Source organism: Altererythrobacter ishigakiensis, from assembly GCF_001663155.1.
GTDB classification, from domain to species: Bacteria; Pseudomonadota; Alphaproteobacteria; order Sphingomonadales; family Sphingomonadaceae; genus Erythrobacter; species Erythrobacter ishigakiensis.
Window position 1 is genome coordinate 1570825 of the sequence record NZ_CP015963.1, and the last position, 22116, is coordinate 1592940.

Below are 22116 nucleotides of genomic sequence, written 5' to 3' on the forward strand. Positions count from 1 at the left end.
GAGGCACATCATAGGTGGTCTCCATTGCAGGAGAAGCGCCGTATCATTCGGCGTACGACAAGGATAGCAGATGGCAACGAAAGCCGCTGAAAAGCCGACTTCACCCAACCAGCAACCCGATGCCGTGGTCGTCCGCTTCGCGGGCGACAGCGGCGACGGGATGCAGCTGACTGGCGGGCAGTTTACACTTTCAACCGCGCTGGCAGGCAATGACCTCGCCACATTCCCCGATTTCCCGGCAGAAATACGCGCGCCGCAAGGCACGCTGTTCGGCGTGTCAGCGTTCCAGATCAACTTTGGCGCGCGTGAGATCGACACGGCGGGCGACGAGCCCGATGTGCTGGTGGCGATGAACCCCGCGGCGCTGAAGGTGAACCTGCCTTCGCTTAAGCCCGGCGGTTTGGTGATCGTTGACGAGGGCGAGTTTACCAAACGCAATCTCGACAAAGCGAAATATGATGTCAGCCCTTTGGAGGATGACACCCTCGCCAAATACGACGTGCTCAAGCTCGATATCTCGGCGATGACCGTGGAGGCGGTGAAGCCGTTCGGGCTGGGCAACAAGGATGCCTTGCGCTGCAAGAACATGTGGACGCTGGGTCTGGCGCTGTGGATGTTCGACCGTCCGCGCGCACCACTGCACGAATGGCTCAATAGCAAGTTCGCCAAGAAGCCAGACATTGCGAAGGCTAACATCGCCGCACTGGACGCCGGGCATGCCTATGGCGAAACGGCGGAACTCGCCGGACCGCTCAAACAGGTGCATCTGGACCCTGTCCCGACGCAGCCGGGGCTTTATCGCACAGTCACCGGCGCGGAGGCGGTCTCGCTTGGCCTTGTGGCGGGCGCGCGCTTGCTGCGCCTGCCAATGTTCTTCGGCGGTTATCCGATCACCCCGGCGTCAGCGATTTTGCACCATCTGGCGCAGATGAAGGAATTCAACGTCACCACCTTCCAGGCGGAAGACGAAATTGCCGCGATCTGCGCGGCAATTGGCGCGAGCTATGCCGGTTCGCTGGGTGTGACCAGCTCGTCTGGCCCGGGTATCGCGCTCAAGACCGAGGCGATGGGCCTTGGCATCATGACCGAACTACCGCTGGTGATCGTCAATTCGCAGCGCGGCGGACCGTCAACAGGCCTGCCAACAAAGACCGAGCAGAGCGACCTCTATCAGGCGGTTTATGGCCGCAATGGCGATGCGCCGATCCCGGTTATCGCCGCGCGCAGCCCTGGCGATGCGTTTGAATGCGCGATCGAGGCATGCCGGATCGCGGTACAATATATGACGCCCACGATCCTGCTGACAGATGGCTATATCGCCAATGCGTCTGAGCCATGGAAAGTACCAAACCCTGACGCGTTTGAGCGCTTTCCGGCAGAATTCCTGACCAAGCCCAACGGTCCTGACGGGCAGCTGCTGCCGTACAAGCGTAACGAGCTTGGCGCGCGGCCTTGGATCAAGCCTGGCACACCGGGCCTGATGCACCGCATCGGCGGGATCGAGAAGGCGAAGGACACCGGCCATATCGATTATTCGCCCGCCAACCACCAGGCGATGACTGATGCACGCATGGGCAAGATCGCGGGTATCAAGGTGCGCGATCAACAGATCGAACTGGGTGAAGCAGGCGGCAAACTTGCGATTGTCGGCTGGGGCAGCACATATGGTCCGATCCATCAGGCGGTGCTGCGTGCTAGGCGCGAAGGGCTGGATGTCAGCCATATCCACGTTCGCCATATCTGGCCGATGCCTGCAAACCTTGGTGAGTTGTTGAAGAGCTATGATCAGGTGATCGTCCCAGAGATGAACACCGGCCAATTCAAGACACTGCTGCGCGATCAGTTCCTGATCGATGCCAAACCGTTGACCAAGACCAGCGGGCAGCCCTTTACGATTTCAGAGATCACGCGCGCGATCAAAGGAGCGCTGTCATGAACGAGATGACCAAGATCGAAACCACATTGAAGGATTGGGAAACCGATCAGGAAGTCCGCTGGTGCCCGGGTTGCGGGGACTATGCGATCCTGAAGGCGGTGCAGCGCACACTGCCGCAATTGGGCAGCGACCCGTCCAACACCTGCTTCATCAGCGGAATCGGCTGCTCGAGCCGTTTTCCCTATTACATCGAGAGCTATGGCTTCCACACCATCCACGGCCGCGCGCCGGCGGTGGCAACGGGCGTAAAGCTGGCCAATCCCGATCTCGATGTGTGGCTGGTGACCGGCGACGGCGATGGCCTTTCGATCGGCGGCAACCATCTGATGCATGCGCTGCGGCGCAATGTGAATATGCAGATCCTGTTGTTCAATAACGAGATTTATGGCCTGACCAAGGGGCAGGCATCGCCTACCAGCCGGGTCGGTACGCGCAGCCCGTCGACGCCGACCGGCTCGGTTGATGCACCGACCCGCGTTTCGGCTTTCGCGCTGGGCGTGGGCGCGCGATTTGTGGCGCGCGGGTTCGACGTGTCGAAGAAGCTGCCCGATGTGCTAAAGGCCGCGCATGCGCACCAGGGTGCGGCGATTGTAGAGATTTACCAGAACTGCATCGTTTACAATAAAGACGTGTTCGATGGCTTTGCCGCGCCAAAGGGGGCGGAGGACAGCCAGCTATGGCTTGAAGATGGCGAGCCGATGCTTTTCGCAAATGGCACCAAGGGTATCGCGCTCGATCACGACAAGCTGGCGTTGAAAGTGGTCGATGTGATTGATGGCGATTGGAAGTCAGCCGGTGTGATCGTGCACGACGTGAAGAACCGTTCGATTGCGCACATGCTGGTCGAACTGCCCTTCGGTCCGTTCCCGAAAGCGTTGGGTGTACTTTACGATGACCCCGCACCGACATTCGAAGTGCTGGTTGCTGAGGAGCGTCAGCGCGCAAGTGAAGGTAAGGAGCCGAACTTGGCTGCACTGCTTGCCAAGGGGCAGACTTGGACGGTTGAGGAGTAAGCTCCTCACCGGGTCGCACCGATGGACAATCTAACGCATTCACTGGTCGGTGCGCTGCTGGGGCAGGCCGGGCTCAAGAAGAAAACGGGCCTCGCGATGCCCGCGCTGGTGATCGGTGCGAACCTGCCCGATGTCGATGCGGCGTGCTTCTTCTGGCTTGAAGGGCAAGAGCATCTGGGTTTCCGCCGCGGGATTACACATGGCCCGCCCGCGATGGTGCTTTTGCCACTTTTATTGGCGGGGCTGCTGTGGGGCTATGACCGCTGGCAGACGAAGCGTGGCAAACGGCCTGAATGTCGGCTGCCGGTGCATTTTGGCTGGCTTTATGCACTGAGCCTGCTCGGATGCCTGACGCACCCCGCGCTCGACTGGCTCAATGTCTATGGTGTGCGCTTCCTAGAGCCGTTCTCGAGCCAGTGGTTCTACGGCGATACGCTGTTCATCATCGATGTGTGGCTGTGGGCGCTAATGGGGTTTGCGACATGGTTCTCGCTGCGGCGAGAGAACAAGGGCGGGGAGTGGATGAAGCCCGCGCGCGCAGCAATAGCTGTGAGCCTTGCGTATATCGGGCTGAATGGAGTGATTTCTGAGCAGGCTCTGGGCCAGACCGCTCAAGAATCGGCACCGTATGAAAGCAAGATGATCGCGAGCCCAGTGCCATTCAACTTTTGGGAACGCGAAATAATTCTCCAAAAGCCACTCATTGAGGAGAACGAGCTTAGAGTCGCATTCGCCTACGATGTTGGCAATTGGTCAATTGCTGATGACACGCCAAAGCTGCAGGCGATCTCGAAAGGCGCTTGTTTTTGGCCAACTAGAGAGGTTTGGCGAACAAATGATAGGGAGGTGCAGGCCTTCCTGTTCTGGACCCGTGCGCCCTTTGCCGAACGCGCCGAGGATGGCTCGGTCTTGCTGCGCGATGCGCGCTTCTATGATCCGCGTGCACGGGATCGCTTCACTGTCGCTTTGCCGGATGTGCGGTGTGAGCCATTGAGCCGGGAACCTCCCGGCGGGTAATTCGCTTGGGAGAAATGGCGAGTCCCCAAATCGTATGGCTGCGGCGCGATCTGCGTATGGTAGACAATCCCGCGCTCTATCACGCGGCGCAGGCTGGTCCAGTGATCGCGGTCTATGTGCTCGATGACGAACGCGCGGGTTCGCACAAATACGGCGGTGCTTCGCGCTGGTGGCTGCACCATTCGCTAACGAGCTTGCAAAACAGCTTCGCCCAGCGCCACGCGCGCATCATTCTGCGCAAGGGCGATGCGGTGGAGGAACTGTGCAAGATCGCGGAGGAAACCGGTTCAGAAACCGTCCACGCAAACCGCCATTACGAGCCGTGGTGGCGCAAGGCGCAGGGTGAGCTCAAGGACAAGCTCGACCTAGAGCTTTACGATGCAAATTTCCTGCTGCCTCCCGGCGCGGTAACGACGGGTTCGGGCACGCCGTACAAGATCTACACGCCGTTTGCGAAAGCGACGCTGGAGATGCTTCCGCCGCGTGACGAACTGCCAGAGCCGGAGACGCTCTCTTCTCCCGACACATGGCCCGCCAGCGATGCGCTGGATGACTGGCAATTGCTGCCCACGCGCCCTGATTGGGCAGGCGGCATGCGAGGCTTTTGGGAAGTGGGCGAGAAGGCCGCACACGAACGCCTCGACTGGTGGGAAGACCACACCGATGACTATGACGATGCGCGCAATCTGCCGTCGGTCGACAAAACCAGTCAGCTCTCGCCCTACCTCCATTTCGGCGAGGTCAGCCCGGTGCAGATCTGGCATGCGCTCAAGAACAAGCGCTCGCATGGCTGGAAGACCTATGAGAAAGAGCTGATCTGGCGCGATTATGCGCAAAACGCGATTTGCCAGTTCCCACGCTATGCGCTTGACAATTACCGCGAGGATTTTGACCAAATCGCATGGCGCGATCCGGAGAATGACGAAGCCGCTGCGCGCGATCTGAAAGCCTGGCAGCAGGGGCAAACCGGCTACCCCATTGTCGATGCCGGTATGCGGCAGCTTTGGCAGACCGGCTGGATGCACAACCGCGTGCGGATGATCGCGGCAAGCTTCCTGATCAAGCATCTGCTGATCGACTGGCGCGTCGGCGAACAGTGGTTCTGGGATACGCTGGTCGATGCCGATTACGCCAGCAATGCCACCAATTGGCAGTGGGTGGCGGGTACAGGTGTCGACAGCAATATGTTCGTGCGGATAATGGCGCCGCTATCGCAGTCAGAGAAGTTCGACGCTGCGGGCTATATCCGGGAGTACGTGCCCGAATTGGCCGATCTCAGCGAGCCTTACATCCACGATCCCGAAGAGCACGGAGTGAGACCGTCCGACTATCCGCGCAAGATCATCGCGCATCGGGAAGGGCGGGAGCGCGCATTATCAGCGTATCGCGATATGAAAGCACAAAGCTAAGCTTGCTCCCTCGCATCGCACTCCATAGGGTGCGCTCGTTTCTATTTAGGGAGATAATAATGCGGGTTTGGATCAGCAGCGCGGCACTCACGCTGGCACTGACAGGATGCGTAGCGAGCTATAGCGTCCCGATTGAAACTGCGCCGGTGCAAGAAAATCCGGTCACTTTCGTCACGCCGCCAGAGCGCGAGCCCGCTGATCTTCAGGTTCTGTTCTGGAGCGATGAACAGCGAGAACAGCGTTTCCGGGAGATGGAAAACTGGTTTGAGGGGCACGAGGTGAAGGGCGCGGTTGAGCCGCGCGCATTGCCGGATGGTGCACCGCTAAATGATACACTCGCGGCTGAAATCCGCAGCTTGATGGAATCGACCAATGCCGCCGGGGTGATGGTGCTGCAAGATGGCGAAAAACGGTTTGAATCCTATCGGCTTGGCTTTGGTCCGGAGCAGCGCTGGACAAGTTTCTCCGTAGCCAAGAGCTTCACCTCGACGTTGCTTGGTGCTGCGATCCAGGACGGTTTTATAGGCAGCCTGCAAGATCCGGTAACCCAATACATCCCTGAGCTCGCAGGCTCCGCTTATGAAGGGGTCACTGTAGAACAGTTGGCCACGATGACGTCAGGTGTTGCGTGGAACGAGGACTATACCGACCCCGAAAGCGATGTCGCCAAGATGGCCAGTTTCGTGCTGGAATATGGCGAAGATGCGATGGTGGCTCAGATGAAGGAACTCCCGCGTGAGGCGCCTCCGGGTGAGAAATGGGTCTACAAGACGGGTGAGACCAATCTGATCGGTTTGCTCGTTGAGAATGCGGTAGGGTTGCCACTGGCAGCGTATGCCAAGCAAAAGATCATCGACCCGGCTGGCTTTGAAGGCGACCTGTTCTGGATGAGCGATCCGCGCGGCGGCAGCATTGGTGGTTGTTGCCTATCGATCCGGCTGGCCGACTATGCCCGCATGGGTCAGTTTGCGCTCGAAGGCGGGAATGGCGTAGTGCCAGATGGCTGGTTTGCCGAAGCGGGTGATCGCAAGGTCGATTTCGCCAATGGCGGTTTCGGCTATGGCTACCAATGGTGGAGCTATCCGGGGATAAACTACGGTGCGCAGGGCATTTTCGGTCAGTCTATCACCATCATGCCAGAAGAGGGAATCGTGGTTGCGGTCGTTAGCAACTGGCCCACGGCCACCAGCGATGCTCGTGGGCAATGGTATAGGCTCGTACAAAAAATCGCCGCGGCTGAATAACTCAGCGGCGGCGATATTTTCTGCGGCTCACAAGCGGGTCAGATGCTGCGATTGGCAGTCATTTGTGCATAGCGCTGGATGATATTGTCGTGCACAATCGGGCTGAGTAGTTCTGTGAATGCGCAGCCAACAATGCAATTGTCCCACCACACAACTTGCGCCTGAAGCGATTCCAGACCCGGTAGTGTCAGCCAGCAGACCTGGCCTTCATGCATGCGGTTGATCGCAGCGGCAGAGAATCCAGAAATTGAAAGATCGTGCACCACGCTTTGGAAAGCGCGGCCACCAGATGCACGCAGCGAAGCCGGAATTGTCAGCTTAGTGCGCGGTGCGCAGCGATCTTCCTGCGCGGCGATTTCGTAACGGTCTTGCGTTCTGTGCATGCCCGAATTCCTTAAGTATCAGCGTATCTGGCTCTCAGCTACGCAAATCGCGGATCACGCGCACGAAGCCTTAAGCTTCACACACGTTGACTCGATGCGGTTTCCGGCATGTAACCTAAATTGGTTAGCGGTGATTTAACTAGGCGATTCTGCGTGAAGGCTAGCTGTCGACACGTTCACGATGTCCGGTAGTGAAGTCTTCTCCCAACAAGCCAACCAGTCGTTCTGCCACGACGTCTGGCTGTTTTACCGTTTCAGGGTCCTCACCCGGGTAAGCTTTTGCGCGCATGTCTGTGCGAGTGGCACCCGGATCAATGATCGCAACACGAATATTACCAATCTTTTCAACTTCCTGTGCGTAACAGCTCAGAATATTGTCGAAGGCCGCTTTGGATGACCCGTACGCGCTCCAATAGGCGCGTGGGCCAGCGCCAACGCTGCTGGTAAGCCCAATCACTCTTGCTGCATCTGACCGCTTCAGCATCGGATCGAACGCTGCAAGCAGCGCCTGCGTTGCTAATACATTGAGGTTCAAAGCCTGATTGAATTGCTTGGCGTCGATCTGCGTGACTGGAGTCAATGTCGGCAGATACGCCGCCGAAAGAACCAGAATATCTAGTACATCCCAGCGTCCGGATACCGCCTGTGCCAAACGTGCGATTGATTCGGGTTCGGTCAAATCAAGCGGGGCAATGGTTGCCGCACCGCCGGCTGCATGAATTTCATCCTCGACCAACTCCAAGGCTTTAACATCACGCGCGACTAGCACGACTTGTGCACCCCGTGCGGCAAGCGCCTTTGCAGTTGCTGCGCCGATGCCTTTGCTTGCCCCCGTGACAAGCGCAAGTTTGCCCTCAAGTGGTTTAATGCCGTCTGTCATGGCTCAAGCTGCCTTGTGATCTGCGAATGAAAGCTGTGCGTCGTCGCTGTCTTTGGCGTTCAGGTCAGTCAGCGAGGTAGGATAGTCGCCGGTGAAACATGCATCGCAGAATTGCGGACAGCTGTTGTCACGGTGGTCAGCGCCAACTGCGCGATAGAGTCCATCTATGGAGACGAATGCCAAACTGTCAGCCTTGATGTAGTCACGCATTGGCTCGACATCCATGCGCGCGGCGAGCAATTTTTCACGTTCGGGCGTATCTACACCATAGAAACAGCTATGCGCCGTTGGCGGACTGGCAACGCGGAAATGCACTTCTCTTGCGCCTGCTTCGCGCATCATCTCGACAATCTTCATAGAGGTGGTGCCACGAACGATGGAATCGTCGATCAATACGATCCGCTTGCCTTCAACCAAACCTCGATTGGCATTGTGCTTGCGCTTCACACCGGAGTGACGAGCGGTGTCTGATGGTTGGATGAAGGTTCGTCCGACGTAATGTGAACGGATTATACCGAGTTCAAACGGTACACCCGATTGCTGTGCATAGCCAATCGCAGCAGGTACGCCGCTGTCCGGTACTGGTACCACAAGATCGGCATCGACCGGGCTCTCGATCGCTAGTTGCTGGCCAATCGCTTTGCGGGCTTCGTAGACCGTATGGCCAGCAAACATCGAGTCAGGGCGACTGAAATAGACATGCTCAAAGATGCATGGTCGAGCGCTGTGATTGCCGAACGGCCGCAGCGTCTCAACCTTGCCGTCGAAATCCACTCGGATCAGCTCACCAGGTTCCACTTCACGAGTGAACTCGGCGCCGACCACATCGAATGCAACAGTTTCGCTGGCAAAGACAATCGCATCGCCCATCTTGCCCATGACCAGCGGGCGAATTCCCAGAGGATCACGACAGGCGATCATGCCTTCCGGCGTCATCACAACTAGAGCATAGGCGCCTTCGACCAGTCGAAGAGCATCGACCAGACGGTCAACCATCGTCGGGTAGCGGCTCGTCGCCACAAGATGGATGATCACTTCAGTGTCTGAAGTCGATTGGAAAATGGCACCGTGCTGAACCAGTTCGTTCCGCAACTTCTGTGCGTTCGAGATATTGCCATTGTGCGCAACTGCGAAACCGCCACTAGCAAGGTCGGCGTAAAGCGGCTGCACATTGCGCAAGCCAGCACCGCCGGTGGTGGAATAACGTACATGCCCTGCTGCCATATGTCCGGGCAGTTCAGCTATCGCTTCCTGAGAAGAAAAGTTTTCAGCGACGTGCCCAAGGCCACGGCGTGAGTAGAATTCTGTGCCGTCATAACTTGTGATGCCGGCCGCTTCTTGACCGCGATGCTGCAAAGCATGCAGCCCCAAAGCGGTCGCCGCAGAAGCGTCAGATGCATTGATCGCGCCAAACACGCCGCATTCCTCGCGCAGTTTGTCGCCAAATTCGTCGAGGAATGGATTAGTCCAGTTCATGCTGAGCCTGCCCGCTAGCGCCGCGTGTTACCGTCGCCGCGTCAATGGCGATGTTACAGCCGGATTACAAGGGCCATCACCGCGGTGTCACAAGCTTTTGATCGGGATAGGGCAAGGATGCGCCATTGCGCGACCCGAAAGCCTCGCCTAATCCTGCGTTCACATGAGGCTGGCCAAACCGGCCCGGTCATTTTCTTGAGGGCCTTTATATACCGTGATCCTCTCTCCGTTCGAATGGATGATCGCCAAGCGCTACCTTTTGCCAGGCAAAGGGGAGGCGTTCATCGCATTGGTCGCCAGTATTTCCATCGGCGTTGTGATGCTCAGCGTTGCCATGCTGGTGGTGGTGATGAGCGTGATGAACGGATTTCGGGCGGAACTGCTCGACAAGATCGTCGGGCTTAACGGCCATGCTGTGGTACAAGCCTACGGCGGGCGGCTCAACAGTTGGGAGGAAGTGCTGCGCGACGTGCAATCCACGCCAGAGGTGGTCGAGGCCAATCCGCTGATAGAGCAGCCCTTGTTAACGACTTTCAACGGGCGTGTGGAAGGTATTTTCGTGCGTGGCCAAACGCAAAACGATCTTGCCAGCATGGCTGACAAGGTCCTGCTCGGGAATGTTGGCGAACTGCAGCCAGATGCTGGCAAGGTCGCAATCGGGTCTCGACTTGCGCAGAACATCGGCGCGCGTGTGGGTGACACCATCACGATTATCAATCCGCAGGGGCGCTCGACCCCGTTTGGCACAACCATGCGACAGGTTGGTTATGAGATCTCAGCAATTTTCGAGGTCGGGATTTATGACTTCGACGAAAAGTTCGTAATGATGCCGATGGCAGACGCGCAAACCTTGCTTTTGATGGGTGATGCGGTGGGTCAGATCGAAATCAAGGTGACCGATCCGGACCGAGTTGGCGAAATCCTTGCACCCGTTCAGGAGCGGCTGGCTGGGCGGGCTGTAATTGCCGATTGGAAAACCATGAATTCGACACTGTTTGAAGCGCTACAGGTAGAGCGAGTTGCAATGTTTTTTGCATTGAGTTTCATGGTTTTGGTGGCAGCGTTTAATATTCTGTCGAGTCTCGTGATGTTGGTGCGTGCAAAGACCCGCGATATTGCGATCATGCGAACAATGGGCGCGACGCGTAGAAGCCTCACCAAGATCTTCGTGACCACGGGTTTCACTGTTGGTGCAATAGGGACGGTTGCGGGTCTAGGACTCGGGGCCATAGTGCTGTATTTCCGTGAAAGTATTGTTTCCTTCATAGCGTTGGTGACAGGCCAGGAAATCTGGGATCCCGAGGTGCGGTTTCTTTCGACGCTTCCGTCACGGGTAGACCCGGTTGAGGTAGCCGGAATTGTAGCGCTGGCCCTAATCCTAAGCTTCCTTGCAACCCTTTACCCCGCGTTGAAAGCGGCGAGTACCGATCCGGTCGAGGTGTTGCGCTATGAATGATGTTGTTGAGCCGGTCGTTAAACTGCGCGGATTAAAGCGCAGCTTCACTCAAGGTGACACCCTGATCGAGGTACTGCGCGGCGCGGATCTCGATATCATGCCGGGTGAAATCGTTGCCTTGCTCGGTCCATCTGGCACAGGCAAGTCGACCATGTTGCAAGCAGTCGGCCTTCTGGAAGGCGGGTTTGAGGGTTCGATCCAGATCGCAGGCAAGGAGGCTGCGACCATGGCCAGTGATGAGCGGACGAAGTTGCGCCGCGAACATCTGGGGTTCGTTTACCAGTTCCATCACCTGCTGCCTGATTTCAATGCGCGCGAAAATGTAGTGATGCCCCAGATGATTGCAGGGGTGGATGAACGCGATGCAGAGGATCGCGCCATTGAGTTGCTGACTGCACTTGGACTTGGTCACCGGATGGATCACCGGCCTAGCCAGCTGTCCGGCGGCGAACAGCAACGAGTGGCGGTTGCGCGGGCGCTCGCAAATCGGCCAATGCTCGTCCTCGCAGACGAACCCACAGGGAATCTTGACGAAAACACGTCGGAGCGTGTGCTTAGCGAGTTCCTTTCACTGGTACGCGGAGAGGGAAGCGCGGCGCTCGTTGCCACGCATAATGAGCGGCTGGCTAGCAAGATGGACCGCGTTGTCCGGCTGCACGATGGAATTCTGACCTGACATTGGCAGAGGTGCGTTCGCATCTGATGGATGCCGCTTTGACTTCGATCGCGGGCTGACTCACTCCTCTGCAAACTGAAGAGGGGAATACCATGTTCACGTCCTATGTCGCGCTTTTGCTGCTTCAAGCCGCGTCGGTTGCGGTGACTCCTGCACCACCGCCACAAGCTTGTGATAGCGATGGGCATGCAGGGTTCGACTTCTGGCTGGGCGAGTGGGATGTCTATCCCACCGGTGGCGATACCAAGGTCGCGGACAGCAGGATCGAGCGCAAGCACACTGGCTGCGCCGTGATCGAGAACTGGATGCCGCTGCGCGGTGGTGGCGGGACCAGCCTGAACCATTTCGATGTGGCAACAGGGCAATGGAACCAGAGATGGGTTGGATCATCGCCCGGCGCGGTCGAATTCACCGGCGGTGTTACAGGTGGCAAGATGGTGCTAACCGGCAATTGGCCATCACCAGGCGCCCCGCACACGCTGGTTCGGATGACCTATACGACAAATGAAGATGGATCGGTGCGCCAGTTCGGAGAATCCTCGACGGACCATGGTGTTTCGTGGCAAAGCGCTTTCGATTTCACTTACCGCTCGAAAGAGGACGTACCCAAATGACCACTATTGCCGATTTTACCGTCACTACCAACCGCGGCGAAGAACTCGACCTTGCAACCAAAAAGGGCAAAGTGCTGTTGGTTGTGAATACAGCCAGCAAGTGTGGTTTCACACCGCAGTATGACGGGTTGGAGAAGGTGTTTCAGCAGTACAAGGACCGCGGCTTCGAAGTACTAGGATTTCCCTGTAACCAATTCGGCGCGCAGGAGCCCGGCAACGCAAACGAGATCCAGGAGTTCTGCAAGGTGAACTTTGGCGTCACTTTTCCGCTGATGCAGAAAATTGACGTCAACGGTCCAGATGCTTCGCCGCTCTACGATTGGATGAAGTCAGAGGCGAAGGGCCTGATGGGCTCTACCGGCATCAAATGGAACTTCACCAAATTCCTGATCGACCGCGAAGGCAATGTGGTGCGCCGCTACGCGCCAACCGACAAGCCGGAGCGGATCGCGAAGGATATCGAAAAGCTGCTCTAATACGCCTGTCCACTTGTGGAGAATTTGCGCGCGTTTGCGCTTCCGAATCGCGCGGCAATTCCTAAAGTAGGCGGATGGCTTTCGCTCCGTTCGTCCCGCTGCGCGTGCAATCATCCTACTCGATGCTCGAAGGGGCGATCGAGCCCAAGGCGATTGCCAAGCTGGCGAAAGAGCGCGGCTTCCCCGCGATCGCGATTTGTGATCGCAATGGGCTGTATGGAACGGTTGCATTTGCGGGAGCGTGCCTGTCCGAAGGAATTCAGCCGATTATCGGCGCGATGGTGGGCATTGCGCGGGACGAGGAGGGGCGTCAGGTCGATTACCTGCCCCTCTTCGCGCAGGACCCGGCTGGCTATGATAATCTTTGCTATCTGGTGTCGAAGGCGCATCTGGATCGTCCCGTCGAATTCGATCCGCATGTTCAGCTTAGCGAGTTGAAAGGGCATACTGACGGTCTGATCGCGCTGACCGGTGCGGGCGAGGGCGCATTGACCCATTTGCTGGCAGAGGGTCAGAAAGATCACGCGGACGCGCTGATTGGGAAGCTGCAGGCGCTTTTCCCTGAGCGACTGTATATTGAAATCGCACGGCACGGCGACCCTGTTTGTGAGGCCGCGGAGGAAGCGCTGATCGACATGGCATACGCGCGCGATTTGCCGCTGGTTGCCAGCAATCCTGCGCAATATGCGGAGCCGCACTTCTACAAAGCGCATGACGCGATGCTTTGCATTGCCAATTCCTCGCACATCGACGCGGAGGATCGCCCGCACGCCAATCGCGAGGCATGGGTCAAATCCGCACCGATGATGGAAGATCTGTTCGCGGACCTGCCGGAAGCTATCGCGAACACGCTGGTGATTGCTCAGCGTTGCGCAACCATACCGCCCGACCGTAAGCCCATTCTGCCCAGCTTGGCTGGCGATCTGGAGGGCGAAGCCAAGATGCTCGCCGAGGATGCGCGCAAGGGCCTTGAGGCGCGGCTGGAGCCCTATGGCGAAATGTCAGCTGAAGAGCGCAAGGTCTATTTCGACCGGCTTGATTACGAGGTTGATATCATCGTCGGGATGGGTTTTCCCGGCTATTTCCTGATCGTTGCGGACTTCATCAAATGGGCCAAAGATAACGACATTCCGGTAGGGCCGGGGCGTGGTTCGGGCGCAGGCTCGCTGGTGGCTTGGGCGCTAACCATTACCGATCTCGATCCGATCAAGCTGGGTCTGCTGTTCGAGCGCTTCCTCAATCCCGAACGCGTTTCGATGCCGGACTTCGATATCGACTTCTGTGAAACGCGGCGCGGTGAAGTGATCCGCTATGTGCAGCAAAAGTATGGCCACGATCACGTCGCGCAAATCATTACCTTCGGCAAGATGAAAGCGCGTGCGGTGCTGCGCGATTGCGGGCGTATTCTGCAGATGCCGTATGGTCAGGTGGATCGCCTGTGCAAAATGGTGCCCAACCATCCGACAGATCCCTGGACATTGCCACGCGCACTCAATGGCGCAGCGGATTTCAAGCGCGAGTATGACAACGACAATGAGGTGAAAACGCTGGTCGATCTGGCGCTGGAGCTGGAAGGGTTGCCGCGCAACAGCTCAACCCACGCGGCGGGCGTAGTGATCGGCGACAGGCCGCTGGCACAATTGGTTCCGCTGTACCGCGATCCGCGTTCGGACATGCCGGTGACACAGCTCGACATGAAATTTGTCGAGAGCTCTGGCTTGGTGAAGTTCGACTTCCTTGGGCTCAAGACGCTGTCGGTATTGCGTAAGGCGGTCGATCTGCTGGAGAAACGCGGGGTTGAGATCGATCTCGGCGCCTTGAAGTGGGATGATCCGGCGGTCTACGACCTGCTTCAGTCAGGCAACACCGTGGGCGTGTTCCAGCTGGAATCGGAGGGAATGCGGCGCACGCTGGCGGCGGTGAAACCCACCAATTTCGGCGACATTATCGCGCTCGTATCGCTCTACCGTCCGGGCCCGATGGACAACATCCCGCTGTTCGGGAAGCGTAAGAATGGCGAAGCGGAGATCGAGTATCCGCACCCCAAGCTCGAAGGTATTCTTGCCGAAACCTACGGTATCTTCGTCTACCAGGAACAGGTGATGCAGGCGGCGCAGATTCTGGCGGGATACTCGCTAGGTGATGCAGACTTGCTGCGCCGTGCGATGGGCAAGAAGAAACAGTCCGAGATGGATGCGCAGCGCCAGCGTTTCATCGATGGCTGTAAGGAAGTCTCCGGAATTGAGAAGCAGCAGGCGAACGAGCTGTTCGACTTGATCGACAAGTTCGCTGGCTATGGCTTCAACAAATCGCACGCCGCCGCATACGCGCTGCTCGCCTATCAGACGGCGTGGTTGAAGGCGCATTATCCGGAAGAATTCTATGCCGCGTCCATGTGCTTCGACATGCACCATTCGGAAAAGCTGGCTGTTTTTGTCGATGATGCGCGCCGCTATCCGGGCAGCGATGGCGGGATTGAAGTATTGGCTCCGTGCATCAACCATTCGGAAGCGCGATTCACTGTCGAGCAGACCGACAATGGTTATGCAGTGCGCTATGCGCTGGCAGGGATCCGGAATGTCGGTGACAAGGCTATGGATGCGATCGTTGCGGAGAGAGAAGGATCAGGCCCGTTCACCAGCCTCAAGGATTTCTTCGAGCGGATACCCAAGGGGTCGATGAACTCGCGCCAATTGGAGGGGTTGGTCGCGGCAGGCGCGCTCGATTGCCTGGACGACAAACGCGGCAAGCTTTTTGCCAATATCGACATGCTGCTGGCTGTAGCCGACGCTGCGGAGCGAGAGCGCGCCAGCGGGCAGGGCGGTTTGTTTGGCGGCGAAGACGCTGCCGATGAAGATTTACGTCTTGTGGAGGCAGAGGCATGGTCGCGTACGGAGCAGATGGCGAAAGAGCGTGAAAACTTCGGTTTCTATTTCTCTGCCCATCCGGTGCAGCAATATTGGCATCTCGCCTCAGCCAATGGCGCGCGCAGTTACCAATCGATCATGGAGGCAGGCGCTCCCACCGGTGGCCGTGCCCCCGCTGTCATGGCGGCCATGGTTGAGGGATACAGCAAGGGCAGAACCAAGCGCGGTGCAGAGTTCATCCGAGGGGATTTCTCTGACGCGTCGGGACAGTTCAGCGCCGCATGTTTTGAAGAAAGTCTTGTGCCTCAGTTCGAGAAATGGGCTGCGGAGGGCACATGTCTGCTGCTGAACGTTGAGCTCGATTCGCCCAACCCCAGCGAGCCGCCGCGTGTCACAGTGCGCGGTGCACGTCCTTTGGACGAGGTTCGAGGTGGTACACGAATGCTCTTGATGCTGGATGTACTGAGCTTGGAGGCGCTGGCTGACTTGCGTCTTGAGCTCGTGCCGGCCGCTGAAGGCAGCAACACCTCCATGGGCGGAGAAGTGTTGGTACGTGTCGCACTGGACGCTGGGGAATACGCCACCATCCGTTTGGGCCGAGACTTTGCTCTCGATGGTGAACTGGCTGAGCGGCTCGGCGCGGTTGAAGGGCTTGCCAATGTCCAGCTGCAACCGCTTCGCGGGCGCGCCAATCTTCGATTGGTTGCTTGACGCGGCAGATTTGAATGATTGCCAAGCGCGACTGCACTCGGCATGACAATTAGCAAAACGTCATTCGGTTAGAGGAGAGAAACCCAATGCTGGGAGCCATGCAAGACTGGACTATGCGCATCACTCACGTGATCGACCACGCAGCACGCGAGGCAGGTGAGCGGGAGATTGTGACGCGTTGGGCCGATGGCAGCGAAACACGCACCAATTGGGCTGGAATTCGCAGCGATGCGTTGAAGATGGCACAAGCACTTAAGGCGTTGGGCCTAAAGAAGGGAGACAAGGTTGCCAGCCTGGCGATGAACCACTCGCGCCATTTGGTCAGCTGGTATGGCGTCGCAGGCATGGGCGGGGTTTTGCATACGGTGAACCCGCGCTTGTTTGATGATCAGTTGGAATACATCGTCAATCACGCCGAAGACAAAGTGCTATGCTACGATGCGGCGTTCCAACCCATTGTTGACCGGATGAAGTCCCGCTGGACCACGGTTGAGCACTACATCTGCTACGATAGCGGTGATCATGCACCAGCGTTTGAAGACTGGATCGGTGAGCAGGATGGTGACTTCGAATGGGTTACTGGTGCAGAGACCGACCCCTGCATGATCTGCTACACTTCTGGGACTACCGGCAATCCCAAAGGTGTTCAGTATGAGCATCGGTCTACCTTGATGCATGCGTTGGCCGGGCTTCAGCCAGCAGCATTCAATTTCAGCGCGTCTTCTGTGATGTTGCCGGTTGTGCCGATGTTCCACGCGGCGAGCTGGGGACTTCCTTATGCGGGGGCGATGGCAGGCATCAAATTCGTGTTCAGTGCGGTCAATGATCCTGCGGTTCTGCATGAGTTGATGATCCGCGAGAAGGTTACGGACAGTGCCGGCGTGCCGACGGTGTGGCTCGCGCATTTCCAATATTGCGACAAGGAAGGCATAGACCTGCCACCTTTGAAGGCCGCGACCATCGGCGGTTCGGCGTGCCCGCGTTTCATGATTGAGCGACTGATGAAAAACGGCACCCGCGTACAGCACGCCTGGGGCATGACCGAAACATCACCCATCGGAACTGTAGGCGGGCCGACTTGGGATTGGGATAATCTCAGCTTTGAAGAAAAGGTCGACAAAACCGCCATGCAGGGCCGACCAATCTTCGGAGTAGAACTGCGCACGGTTGATCTTGATGATATGATGACTGAGCTGCCGCGCGACGGAAAAACATCGGGCGCACTGCAAATTCGCGGTCCGTGGATTATCAAGCGCTACCTCAAGGCCGAACAGGATGCTGTTAACAATGAGGGTTGGTTCGACACCGGCGACGTAGGTATCATTCATCCTGATGGCACTCTTCAACTGACAGACCGCACAAAGGACGTGATCAAGTCTGGTGGCGAATGGATCAGCTCTGTCGAGTTGGAGAATGCCGCTGTGGGGCATCCAGCTGTGGCAGAGGCCGCCGCCGTGGGTATGTACCACCCCAAATGGGACGAGCGCCCGGTTCTTTTCGTGGTCAAGAAGGGGGGCGAAGAGGTCACGGGTGACGAAGTTATCGAGTTCTTGACCGACAAGGTCGCCAAATGGTGGTTGCCTGATGCTGTCGAATTCATTGACGAAATCCCGCATACTGCAACTGGCAAAATTTCGAAGAAGGACCTGCGCGACCAATTTGCCGATTACAAATTGGAGGGGTGAGCAGGATGAGCGAAGTCTATATCGATCCGTCACCCGCCAATTTTCAGGCGTTCAAAGACCTGCCTCGCGACGAGCCGATCCATATGCTCAACCTGCTTCGCTATCGCGATCTGGCCGAATATCCTGAGGGGCACGAGCACCATGGTAACGGCTGGTCAGGCAGGCGCGCCTATCAGGAATATGGCAAAACCAGCGGGCCGATCTTCAGCCGCGTAGGCGGCTCGATCGTGTGGCGCGGCGCATTCCAGACCATGGTGACGGGTCCGGAAGACAAGAGCTGGGATGATGGCTTTGTCGCACAATATCCGAACAGCGGAGCCTTCTTCGAGATGATCAAGGATCCGAATTATCAGCTAGCCGTTGTAAATCGCACGGCTGCGCTCACAGACAGCCGTTTGATACGCTTCAAACCGAGCGAGTCCGGTGAGGGATTTGGATAATCGCGGTTTACCCCCGGTCGAAGGGTATCTTAGTCGTTAGACAGCACAAGCAGGGTGAAACCCACTGCTTTGACCGAGGTCGACTGAATTTGCTTGAGTCGCTTTTGAAGCGCTGTCATGCGCTGAAAATGGCGCACTGGACTGAAAATAAAATCCATTTCTGTTATGCTCCCCGCTGCGCCTGCATTTTTCTGCAGGTCACATTGTTGCGTTAAGCATAACCGTAAAGATTTGTCGAATCCATACAATTTTCTAGATATCTGTGATCGAGACCCCACCGCGTTTCTGAGGTGCGTAGCCTCCACATTCTGGCAGGGAGCATTTCTCGATTGATCAACTCTCCCGGGGCGCAAAGTGTCATTACGGAGCCAGAGGACCGATCGAGCTTCAGAGCATTCAGAATAGACGCAATTGCCCACCTGTTTCAGGTCGCCGGAATTTTGAGCAATCGAGCTCTATTCCGGCAGGACCAATACCGGCGCGCTTGCGGGCCAAGCGAAAGCGCGTGCGAAACAGGTCGGCCCAAACACCCATGGGGTTCATGCGGCTGAAGAATTCAGGATCGTTGTCGCGACCATTCCTGATTGAACGAACAATGCTCATCACCTTCCCAGCGCGATCCGGGAAATAGACATCCAGCCATTCGCGGAAAAGCGGTGCAACTTCGTGTGGCAAGCGCAGGGGTATCCATCCTGCCGATCGAACACCCAGCTCACCCGCTTGTGCTACTATTTTTTCCATGAATTCGTCAGTGATTGCGGGGATCACCGGGGAAACCGAGCAATGGGTGGGCACACCGGCGGCGGCAAGCTTTCCGAGCGCAGCCAGCCGCTTTGCCGGCGAGGCTGCACGCGGTTCAAGCTTGCGAGAGAGTCTTGCGTCAAGGCTGGTCACCGAAACCGCCACTGCTACGAGATTGCGTTCGGCCATTTTCGCCAGGAGATCGAGATCATCGTTAACGCGGTCAGACTTAGTTGTGATCGTCACTGGATGGCGCGCTTCGAGGCATACTTCCAGAATGCTCCGCGTGATGCGATATCGCCGCTCAATCGGCTGATAGGGGTCTGTGTTGGTACCCAAGGCAATGGGGGCAGGGCGGTATCTGGGTTTGGCCAGCGATTCCCGTAGGATCTCTGCTGCATTGGGTTTAGCCCACAACTGCGTCTCGAAATCGAGCCCTGGTGACAAATCGTGATAGGCATGAGTCGGCCGTGCATAACAATAGACGCAGCCATGCTCGCATCCGCGATAAGCATTGATCGAACGATCGAAAGGGATGTCGGGCGACGTGTTGAAGCTCAGAATTGTACGGGGAGTCTCTTCCCTAACGCAGGTGCGTAGTTTTGGCGGCGAGCCATCCAGCCGTTCTACATGATCACGCCAGTCGCCATCCGTTTCGCGCAATGCCAAACCGAAGCGTGTTGGGACTTCCGCGGATTGGGCTCCGCGGCCGATTGCTTTCGAATGAGCAGGCGATGTTCCCATGATGAGAACATATAAAGAACAAAATCAGCTCGCGAAAGCCTATTTCTCTTTGAGTCGAGGCATAAGCTCAACGAAATTGCAGGGGCGGTTTCGGCTGTCGAGTTGTTCGGCCAGAATGCCGTCCCAGCCATCTTTTACCGCACCGTTTGAGCCAGGCAGGGCGAAGATATAGGTGCCGCGCGCCACAACTGCACAAGCACGGGATTGCACGGTGCTGGTGCCGATTGTTTTGTAGCTGAGCCAACGAAATAGCTCGCCAAAGCCGGGAATATCACGCGCACCGTCCAGCTGGCCGAGCGCTTCGGGGGTTACGTCTCGACCAGTCAACCCCGTTCCTCCGGTCGTCACAATTGCATCGATATTGGGGTCATCAATCCAGTCATTGAATTTGCTTGCCAGTAGGCGTGCGTCATCCTTCACAATCGTGCGCGCCGCCAAGTGGTGACCCGCAACCTTCACCCGCGAAGCCAGAATGTCACCCGAGGTATCGTCTGCCGCCGTTCGGGTGTCGGATACAGTCAGAACAGCAATATTGATCGGTTTGAATTCTCTTTCCAGATCAATCGCCATTTATGTCCTCTCTAGTTGCGCCCGCTCAACCGAACCGCGCTTGGGCCGCGGCTTTCAGGGAACTTTGGCCAGAGCCCTTGTGCCAGAGCCTTGCGGCTTTCCGATGGTGCACCCGATTGTCGCTCATACATCCAGTAATTGCGCATAACGACATTCACGTATCCGCGCGTTTCCCAGTATGGGATACTCTCCATATAGAGCAACGGATCCCCGAGATCGCGAACTTCGCCATTCCAGCGAGTTATAGGCGAAAGGCCTGCGTTATAGGCGGCCATGATTTTGGGCAGCAGGCCCTGTGTAGCACTACTGTCTCGCAGCATCTCCAGATTGCGTTGACCGAATGCCAGATTCGTTTCGGGGTCGTTCAGATTCACATAGTTGGCGCTCATGTTCATGCGCGAGGCGTGCTGCCTTACTGTGATCGGCGTGATCTGCATCAGTCCGCGCGCGTTCGCAGGGCTTACAGCATCAGCGCGAAAAACCGATTCTTGCAGCGCCAGTGCGAAGGCGAGCGCCGGATCGACTTGCCATCCGGTGGTCGGTTTCCAGCGAGCAGTGGGATAGCGCAGTGCGGGAACAGGGTCAGTTCCACGCGGCGTATTGTGCGCCATCCAGAGCTGTGCTTGCGGCAGACCCAACTCGCGGGCAAGGCGCGAAAGAGCGGCGAAGTCCGACGGTTTCCCGATTCGTGCCTGATGTCGAATAACCTCATCAGCCAGATCGCTTCGACCGACCTCGATCAGCGCCACGGCAATCCGAACATTCTGGTTATCACGCAGCCGCTGCCAGTCAGCCGGAGCGAAATCCGCGCCAGCATATTGCGTCGGGATATTCTGGCCAAGTTGCTCGAGCGCGAGCATGCCATACAGGGTTTCGTCAAAACGGGCGGCTGCGCGAAGATGTTCCGTCGCTTCGGCTGGTGCGCGGCAGCGAGTCATCGCGCGTGCTGCCCAGAAATGGCCGGCGGTCCTGAGCTCGACATTGCCGGCGAGTTCGGCGGCGCGAGCAAATCCGCGTCCGGCTGTGTCGCAATCGCCCATGCGCCATGCGGCAAGACCCGTAACCCATTCACCTTCAGCCAACCAGGCCCCCGAACCTTCAGTGACGGTTTGCGCCATCGCAAGGGCCATCGGGTCGTTATTCTCGATGTAGTAGCTCCAAGCGACGCGTTGACGCCACTCGGCCCGTGCCTCGGAGCTAAGCTGATCATCTATTTCATCAAGCAAAAGCCGAGCATTATCGGGATCATCATTCTTGACATGCTCAAGAATCTGGCTGCGGATGTCGGTCGGCATGGTACCGTCGTCGATTGTGCGCGGGCGAAGGCGTTTGGACGCATAAGACTGCCGACTAAAGCTATTTGCCTGCGGCAATGTGGGTATGTAGTCCAGCCCGCGCTTCTCTCCCAATCGGCCAAGTTGCTCTGCCTGAGGAAGTGCGGTGCCCATTTTGAACCAATTCGCAATCTGCTCAGCCGAGACAGTAGGGCTGTTGGCGTGAGTGTAGTATTCGGCGAGTGCGACCTGGCGCAGAAGGCCGGGCTCTTCTTTCTCAAGTAGTTCCTCAACACGCTGCCAATCTTCCAATGCGATCGCAGTAAATATGTCGCGATAGCGCTCTTTCTCCGCTTCGCCCAGCAACTGCGGAACGTTGCTTGTTTCGGCACGCTCACGGAAATATTTGGCTGCGCTGGTGGCTGCTAGAGCAGGGGTTGAGGCAAGCGCGGCAATGCTCCCCAATAGGCCGATTGCCAATGCTTTTACGCTGGATCTTGTCAT

At 57.4% G+C, this 22116-nt stretch carries 18 protein-coding genes; 12 read left to right on the plus strand and 6 right to left on the minus strand.

From position 1 onward, the window contains the following. Nucleotides 1-70: 70 nt before the first annotated feature. Genes A6F69_RS07440 through A6F69_RS07460 form a run of 5 tightly spaced genes read left to right on the plus strand, consistent with a single transcriptional unit; the run spans nucleotide 71 to nucleotide 6619 of the window. On the plus strand, nucleotides 71-1936 hold the full coding sequence (locus tag A6F69_RS07440) for a 2-oxoacid:acceptor oxidoreductase subunit alpha (RefSeq protein ID WP_067599345.1): 1866 nt from the start codon (nucleotides 71-73) through the stop codon (nucleotides 1934-1936). After that, on the plus strand, nucleotides 1933-2949 hold the full coding sequence (locus A6F69_RS07445; RefSeq protein WP_067599348.1) for a 2-oxoacid:ferredoxin oxidoreductase subunit beta: 1017 nt from the start codon (nucleotides 1933-1935) through the stop codon (nucleotides 2947-2949). Before A6F69_RS07440 ends, A6F69_RS07445 begins: the two co-directional genes overlap by 4 nt. Nucleotides 2950-2970: 21 nt before the next feature. Beyond that, nucleotides 2971-3966: a metal-dependent hydrolase gene (locus tag A6F69_RS07450; protein ID WP_067599350.1), complete on the plus strand. Its 996-nt coding sequence runs from the start codon at nucleotides 2971-2973 to the stop codon at nucleotides 3964-3966. Between the two features lie 14 nt (nucleotides 3967-3980). Further along, on the plus strand, nucleotides 3981-5375 hold the full coding sequence (locus tag A6F69_RS07455) for a cryptochrome/photolyase family protein (RefSeq protein ID WP_067599352.1): 1395 nt from the start codon (nucleotides 3981-3983) through the stop codon (nucleotides 5373-5375). A gap of 59 nt (nucleotides 5376-5434) precedes the next feature. Then, a complete protein-coding gene (locus tag A6F69_RS07460) occupies nucleotides 5435-6619 on the plus strand; it encodes a serine hydrolase domain-containing protein (protein WP_067599356.1) in 1185 nt (394 codons plus the stop codon). 38 nt (nucleotides 6620-6657) lie between these two features. On the opposite strand, the gene A6F69_RS07465 is transcribed toward A6F69_RS07460, so the two are convergent. The 3 genes from A6F69_RS07465 to purF form a co-directional block, all read right to left on the minus strand. Next, the gene (locus A6F69_RS07465; protein WP_067599362.1) at nucleotides 6658-7002 is read right to left on the minus strand and encodes a PilZ domain-containing protein; all 345 of its coding nucleotides are present in this window, start codon (nucleotides 7000-7002) and stop codon (nucleotides 6658-6660) included. Nucleotides 7003-7162: 160 nt separating this feature from the next. Continuing rightward, nucleotides 7163-7882 (minus strand): SDR family NAD(P)-dependent oxidoreductase, encoded by a 720-nt coding sequence (locus tag A6F69_RS07470; RefSeq protein ID WP_067599365.1) that lies wholly within the window; start codon nucleotides 7880-7882, stop codon nucleotides 7163-7165. Between the two features lie 3 nt (nucleotides 7883-7885). Then, nucleotides 7886-9358, minus strand: a complete 1473-nt coding sequence (gene purF / locus A6F69_RS07475; protein ID WP_067599368.1) for an amidophosphoribosyltransferase — start codon at nucleotides 9356-9358, stop codon at nucleotides 7886-7888. Between the two features lie 214 nt (nucleotides 9359-9572). Between purF and A6F69_RS07480 the strand changes: the two genes are divergently transcribed. From A6F69_RS07480 to A6F69_RS07510, 7 genes are all read left to right on the plus strand, one after another. After that, nucleotides 9573-10814, plus strand: a complete 1242-nt coding sequence (locus tag A6F69_RS07480; protein ID WP_067599371.1) for a lipoprotein-releasing ABC transporter permease subunit — start codon at nucleotides 9573-9575, stop codon at nucleotides 10812-10814. Continuing rightward, nucleotides 10807-11490: an ABC transporter ATP-binding protein gene (locus A6F69_RS07485; protein WP_067599373.1), complete on the plus strand. Its 684-nt coding sequence runs from the start codon at nucleotides 10807-10809 to the stop codon at nucleotides 11488-11490. Before A6F69_RS07480 ends, A6F69_RS07485 begins: the two co-directional genes overlap by 8 nt. A gap of 92 nt (nucleotides 11491-11582) precedes the next feature. Next, nucleotides 11583-12104: a hypothetical protein gene (locus A6F69_RS07490; RefSeq protein ID WP_067599377.1), complete on the plus strand. Its 522-nt coding sequence runs from the start codon at nucleotides 11583-11585 to the stop codon at nucleotides 12102-12104. Further along, complete coding sequence (locus A6F69_RS07495) at nucleotides 12101-12580, plus strand: glutathione peroxidase (RefSeq protein ID WP_067599379.1); 480 nt, start codon at nucleotides 12101-12103, stop codon at nucleotides 12578-12580. The genes A6F69_RS07490 and A6F69_RS07495 overlap by 4 nt, the downstream gene beginning before the upstream one ends. A gap of 74 nt (nucleotides 12581-12654) precedes the next feature. Beyond that, nucleotides 12655-16158, plus strand: coding sequence for a DNA polymerase III subunit alpha (gene dnaE, locus A6F69_RS07500; RefSeq protein WP_067599382.1), 3504 nt, complete (start codon nucleotides 12655-12657; stop codon nucleotides 16156-16158). A gap of 86 nt (nucleotides 16159-16244) precedes the next feature. Continuing rightward, the gene (locus A6F69_RS07505; RefSeq protein ID WP_067599385.1) at nucleotides 16245-17843 is read left to right on the plus strand and encodes a long-chain fatty acid--CoA ligase; all 1599 of its coding nucleotides are present in this window, start codon (nucleotides 16245-16247) and stop codon (nucleotides 17841-17843) included. Between the two features lie 5 nt (nucleotides 17844-17848). Next, nucleotides 17849-18283: a DUF1330 domain-containing protein gene (locus A6F69_RS07510; protein ID WP_067599387.1), complete on the plus strand. Its 435-nt coding sequence runs from the start codon at nucleotides 17849-17851 to the stop codon at nucleotides 18281-18283. Between the two features lie 396 nt (nucleotides 18284-18679). Here the strand turns inward: A6F69_RS07510 and A6F69_RS07515 are convergent, their stop codons facing one another. Genes A6F69_RS07515 through A6F69_RS07525 form a run of 3 tightly spaced genes read right to left on the minus strand, consistent with a single transcriptional unit; the run spans nucleotide 18680 to nucleotide 22116 of the window. Next, nucleotides 18680-19768 carry a PA0069 family radical SAM protein gene (locus A6F69_RS07515; protein ID WP_067599391.1) on the minus strand — a complete coding sequence of 363 codons (1089 nt, stop codon included), beginning with the start codon at nucleotides 19766-19768 and terminating at the stop codon, nucleotides 18680-18682. A gap of 39 nt (nucleotides 19769-19807) precedes the next feature. Continuing rightward, complete coding sequence (gene moaB, locus A6F69_RS07520) at nucleotides 19808-20338, minus strand: molybdenum cofactor biosynthesis protein B (protein ID WP_067599394.1); 531 nt, start codon at nucleotides 20336-20338, stop codon at nucleotides 19808-19810. 11 nt (nucleotides 20339-20349) lie between these two features. Continuing rightward, complete coding sequence (locus A6F69_RS07525; RefSeq protein ID WP_067599397.1) at nucleotides 20350-22116, minus strand: lytic transglycosylase domain-containing protein; 1767 nt, start codon at nucleotides 22114-22116, stop codon at nucleotides 20350-20352.

Coding starts and splice junctions, on each gene's coding strand:
- A6F69_RS07440 (WP_067599345.1), top strand. CDS start 71: ATGGCAACGAAAGCCGCTGAAAAGCCGACTTCACCCAACCAGCAACCC.
- A6F69_RS07445 (WP_067599348.1), top strand. CDS start 1,933: ATGAACGAGATGACCAAGATCGAAACCACATTGAAGGATTGGGAAACC.
- A6F69_RS07450 (WP_067599350.1), top strand. CDS start 2,971: ATGGACAATCTAACGCATTCACTGGTCGGTGCGCTGCTGGGGCAGGCC.
- A6F69_RS07455 (WP_067599352.1), top strand. CDS start 3,981: ATGGCGAGTCCCCAAATCGTATGGCTGCGGCGCGATCTGCGTATGGTA.
- A6F69_RS07460 (WP_067599356.1), top strand. CDS start 5,435: ATGCGGGTTTGGATCAGCAGCGCGGCACTCACGCTGGCACTGACAGGA.
- A6F69_RS07465 (WP_067599362.1), bottom strand. CDS start 7,002: ATGCACAGAACGCAAGACCGTTACGAAATCGCCGCGCAGGAAGATCGC.
- A6F69_RS07470 (WP_067599365.1), bottom strand. CDS start 7,882: ATGACAGACGGCATTAAACCACTTGAGGGCAAACTTGCGCTTGTCACG.
- purF (WP_067599368.1), bottom strand. CDS start 9,358: ATGAACTGGACTAATCCATTCCTCGACGAATTTGGCGACAAACTGCGC.
- A6F69_RS07485 (WP_067599373.1), top strand. CDS start 10,807: ATGAATGATGTTGTTGAGCCGGTCGTTAAACTGCGCGGATTAAAGCGC.
- A6F69_RS07490 (WP_067599377.1), top strand. CDS start 11,583: ATGTTCACGTCCTATGTCGCGCTTTTGCTGCTTCAAGCCGCGTCGGTT.
- A6F69_RS07495 (WP_067599379.1), top strand. CDS start 12,101: ATGACCACTATTGCCGATTTTACCGTCACTACCAACCGCGGCGAAGAA.
- dnaE (WP_067599382.1), top strand. CDS start 12,655: ATGGCTTTCGCTCCGTTCGTCCCGCTGCGCGTGCAATCATCCTACTCG.
- A6F69_RS07505 (WP_067599385.1), top strand. CDS start 16,245: ATGCTGGGAGCCATGCAAGACTGGACTATGCGCATCACTCACGTGATC.
- A6F69_RS07510 (WP_067599387.1), top strand. CDS start 17,849: ATGAGCGAAGTCTATATCGATCCGTCACCCGCCAATTTTCAGGCGTTC.
- A6F69_RS07515 (WP_067599391.1), bottom strand. CDS start 19,768: ATGGGAACATCGCCTGCTCATTCGAAAGCAATCGGCCGCGGAGCCCAA.
- moaB (WP_067599394.1), bottom strand. CDS start 20,338: ATGGCGATTGATCTGGAAAGAGAATTCAAACCGATCAATATTGCTGTT.
- A6F69_RS07525 (WP_067599397.1), bottom strand. CDS start 22,116: ATGACAAGATCCAGCGTAAAAGCATTGGCAATCGGCCTATTGGGGAGC.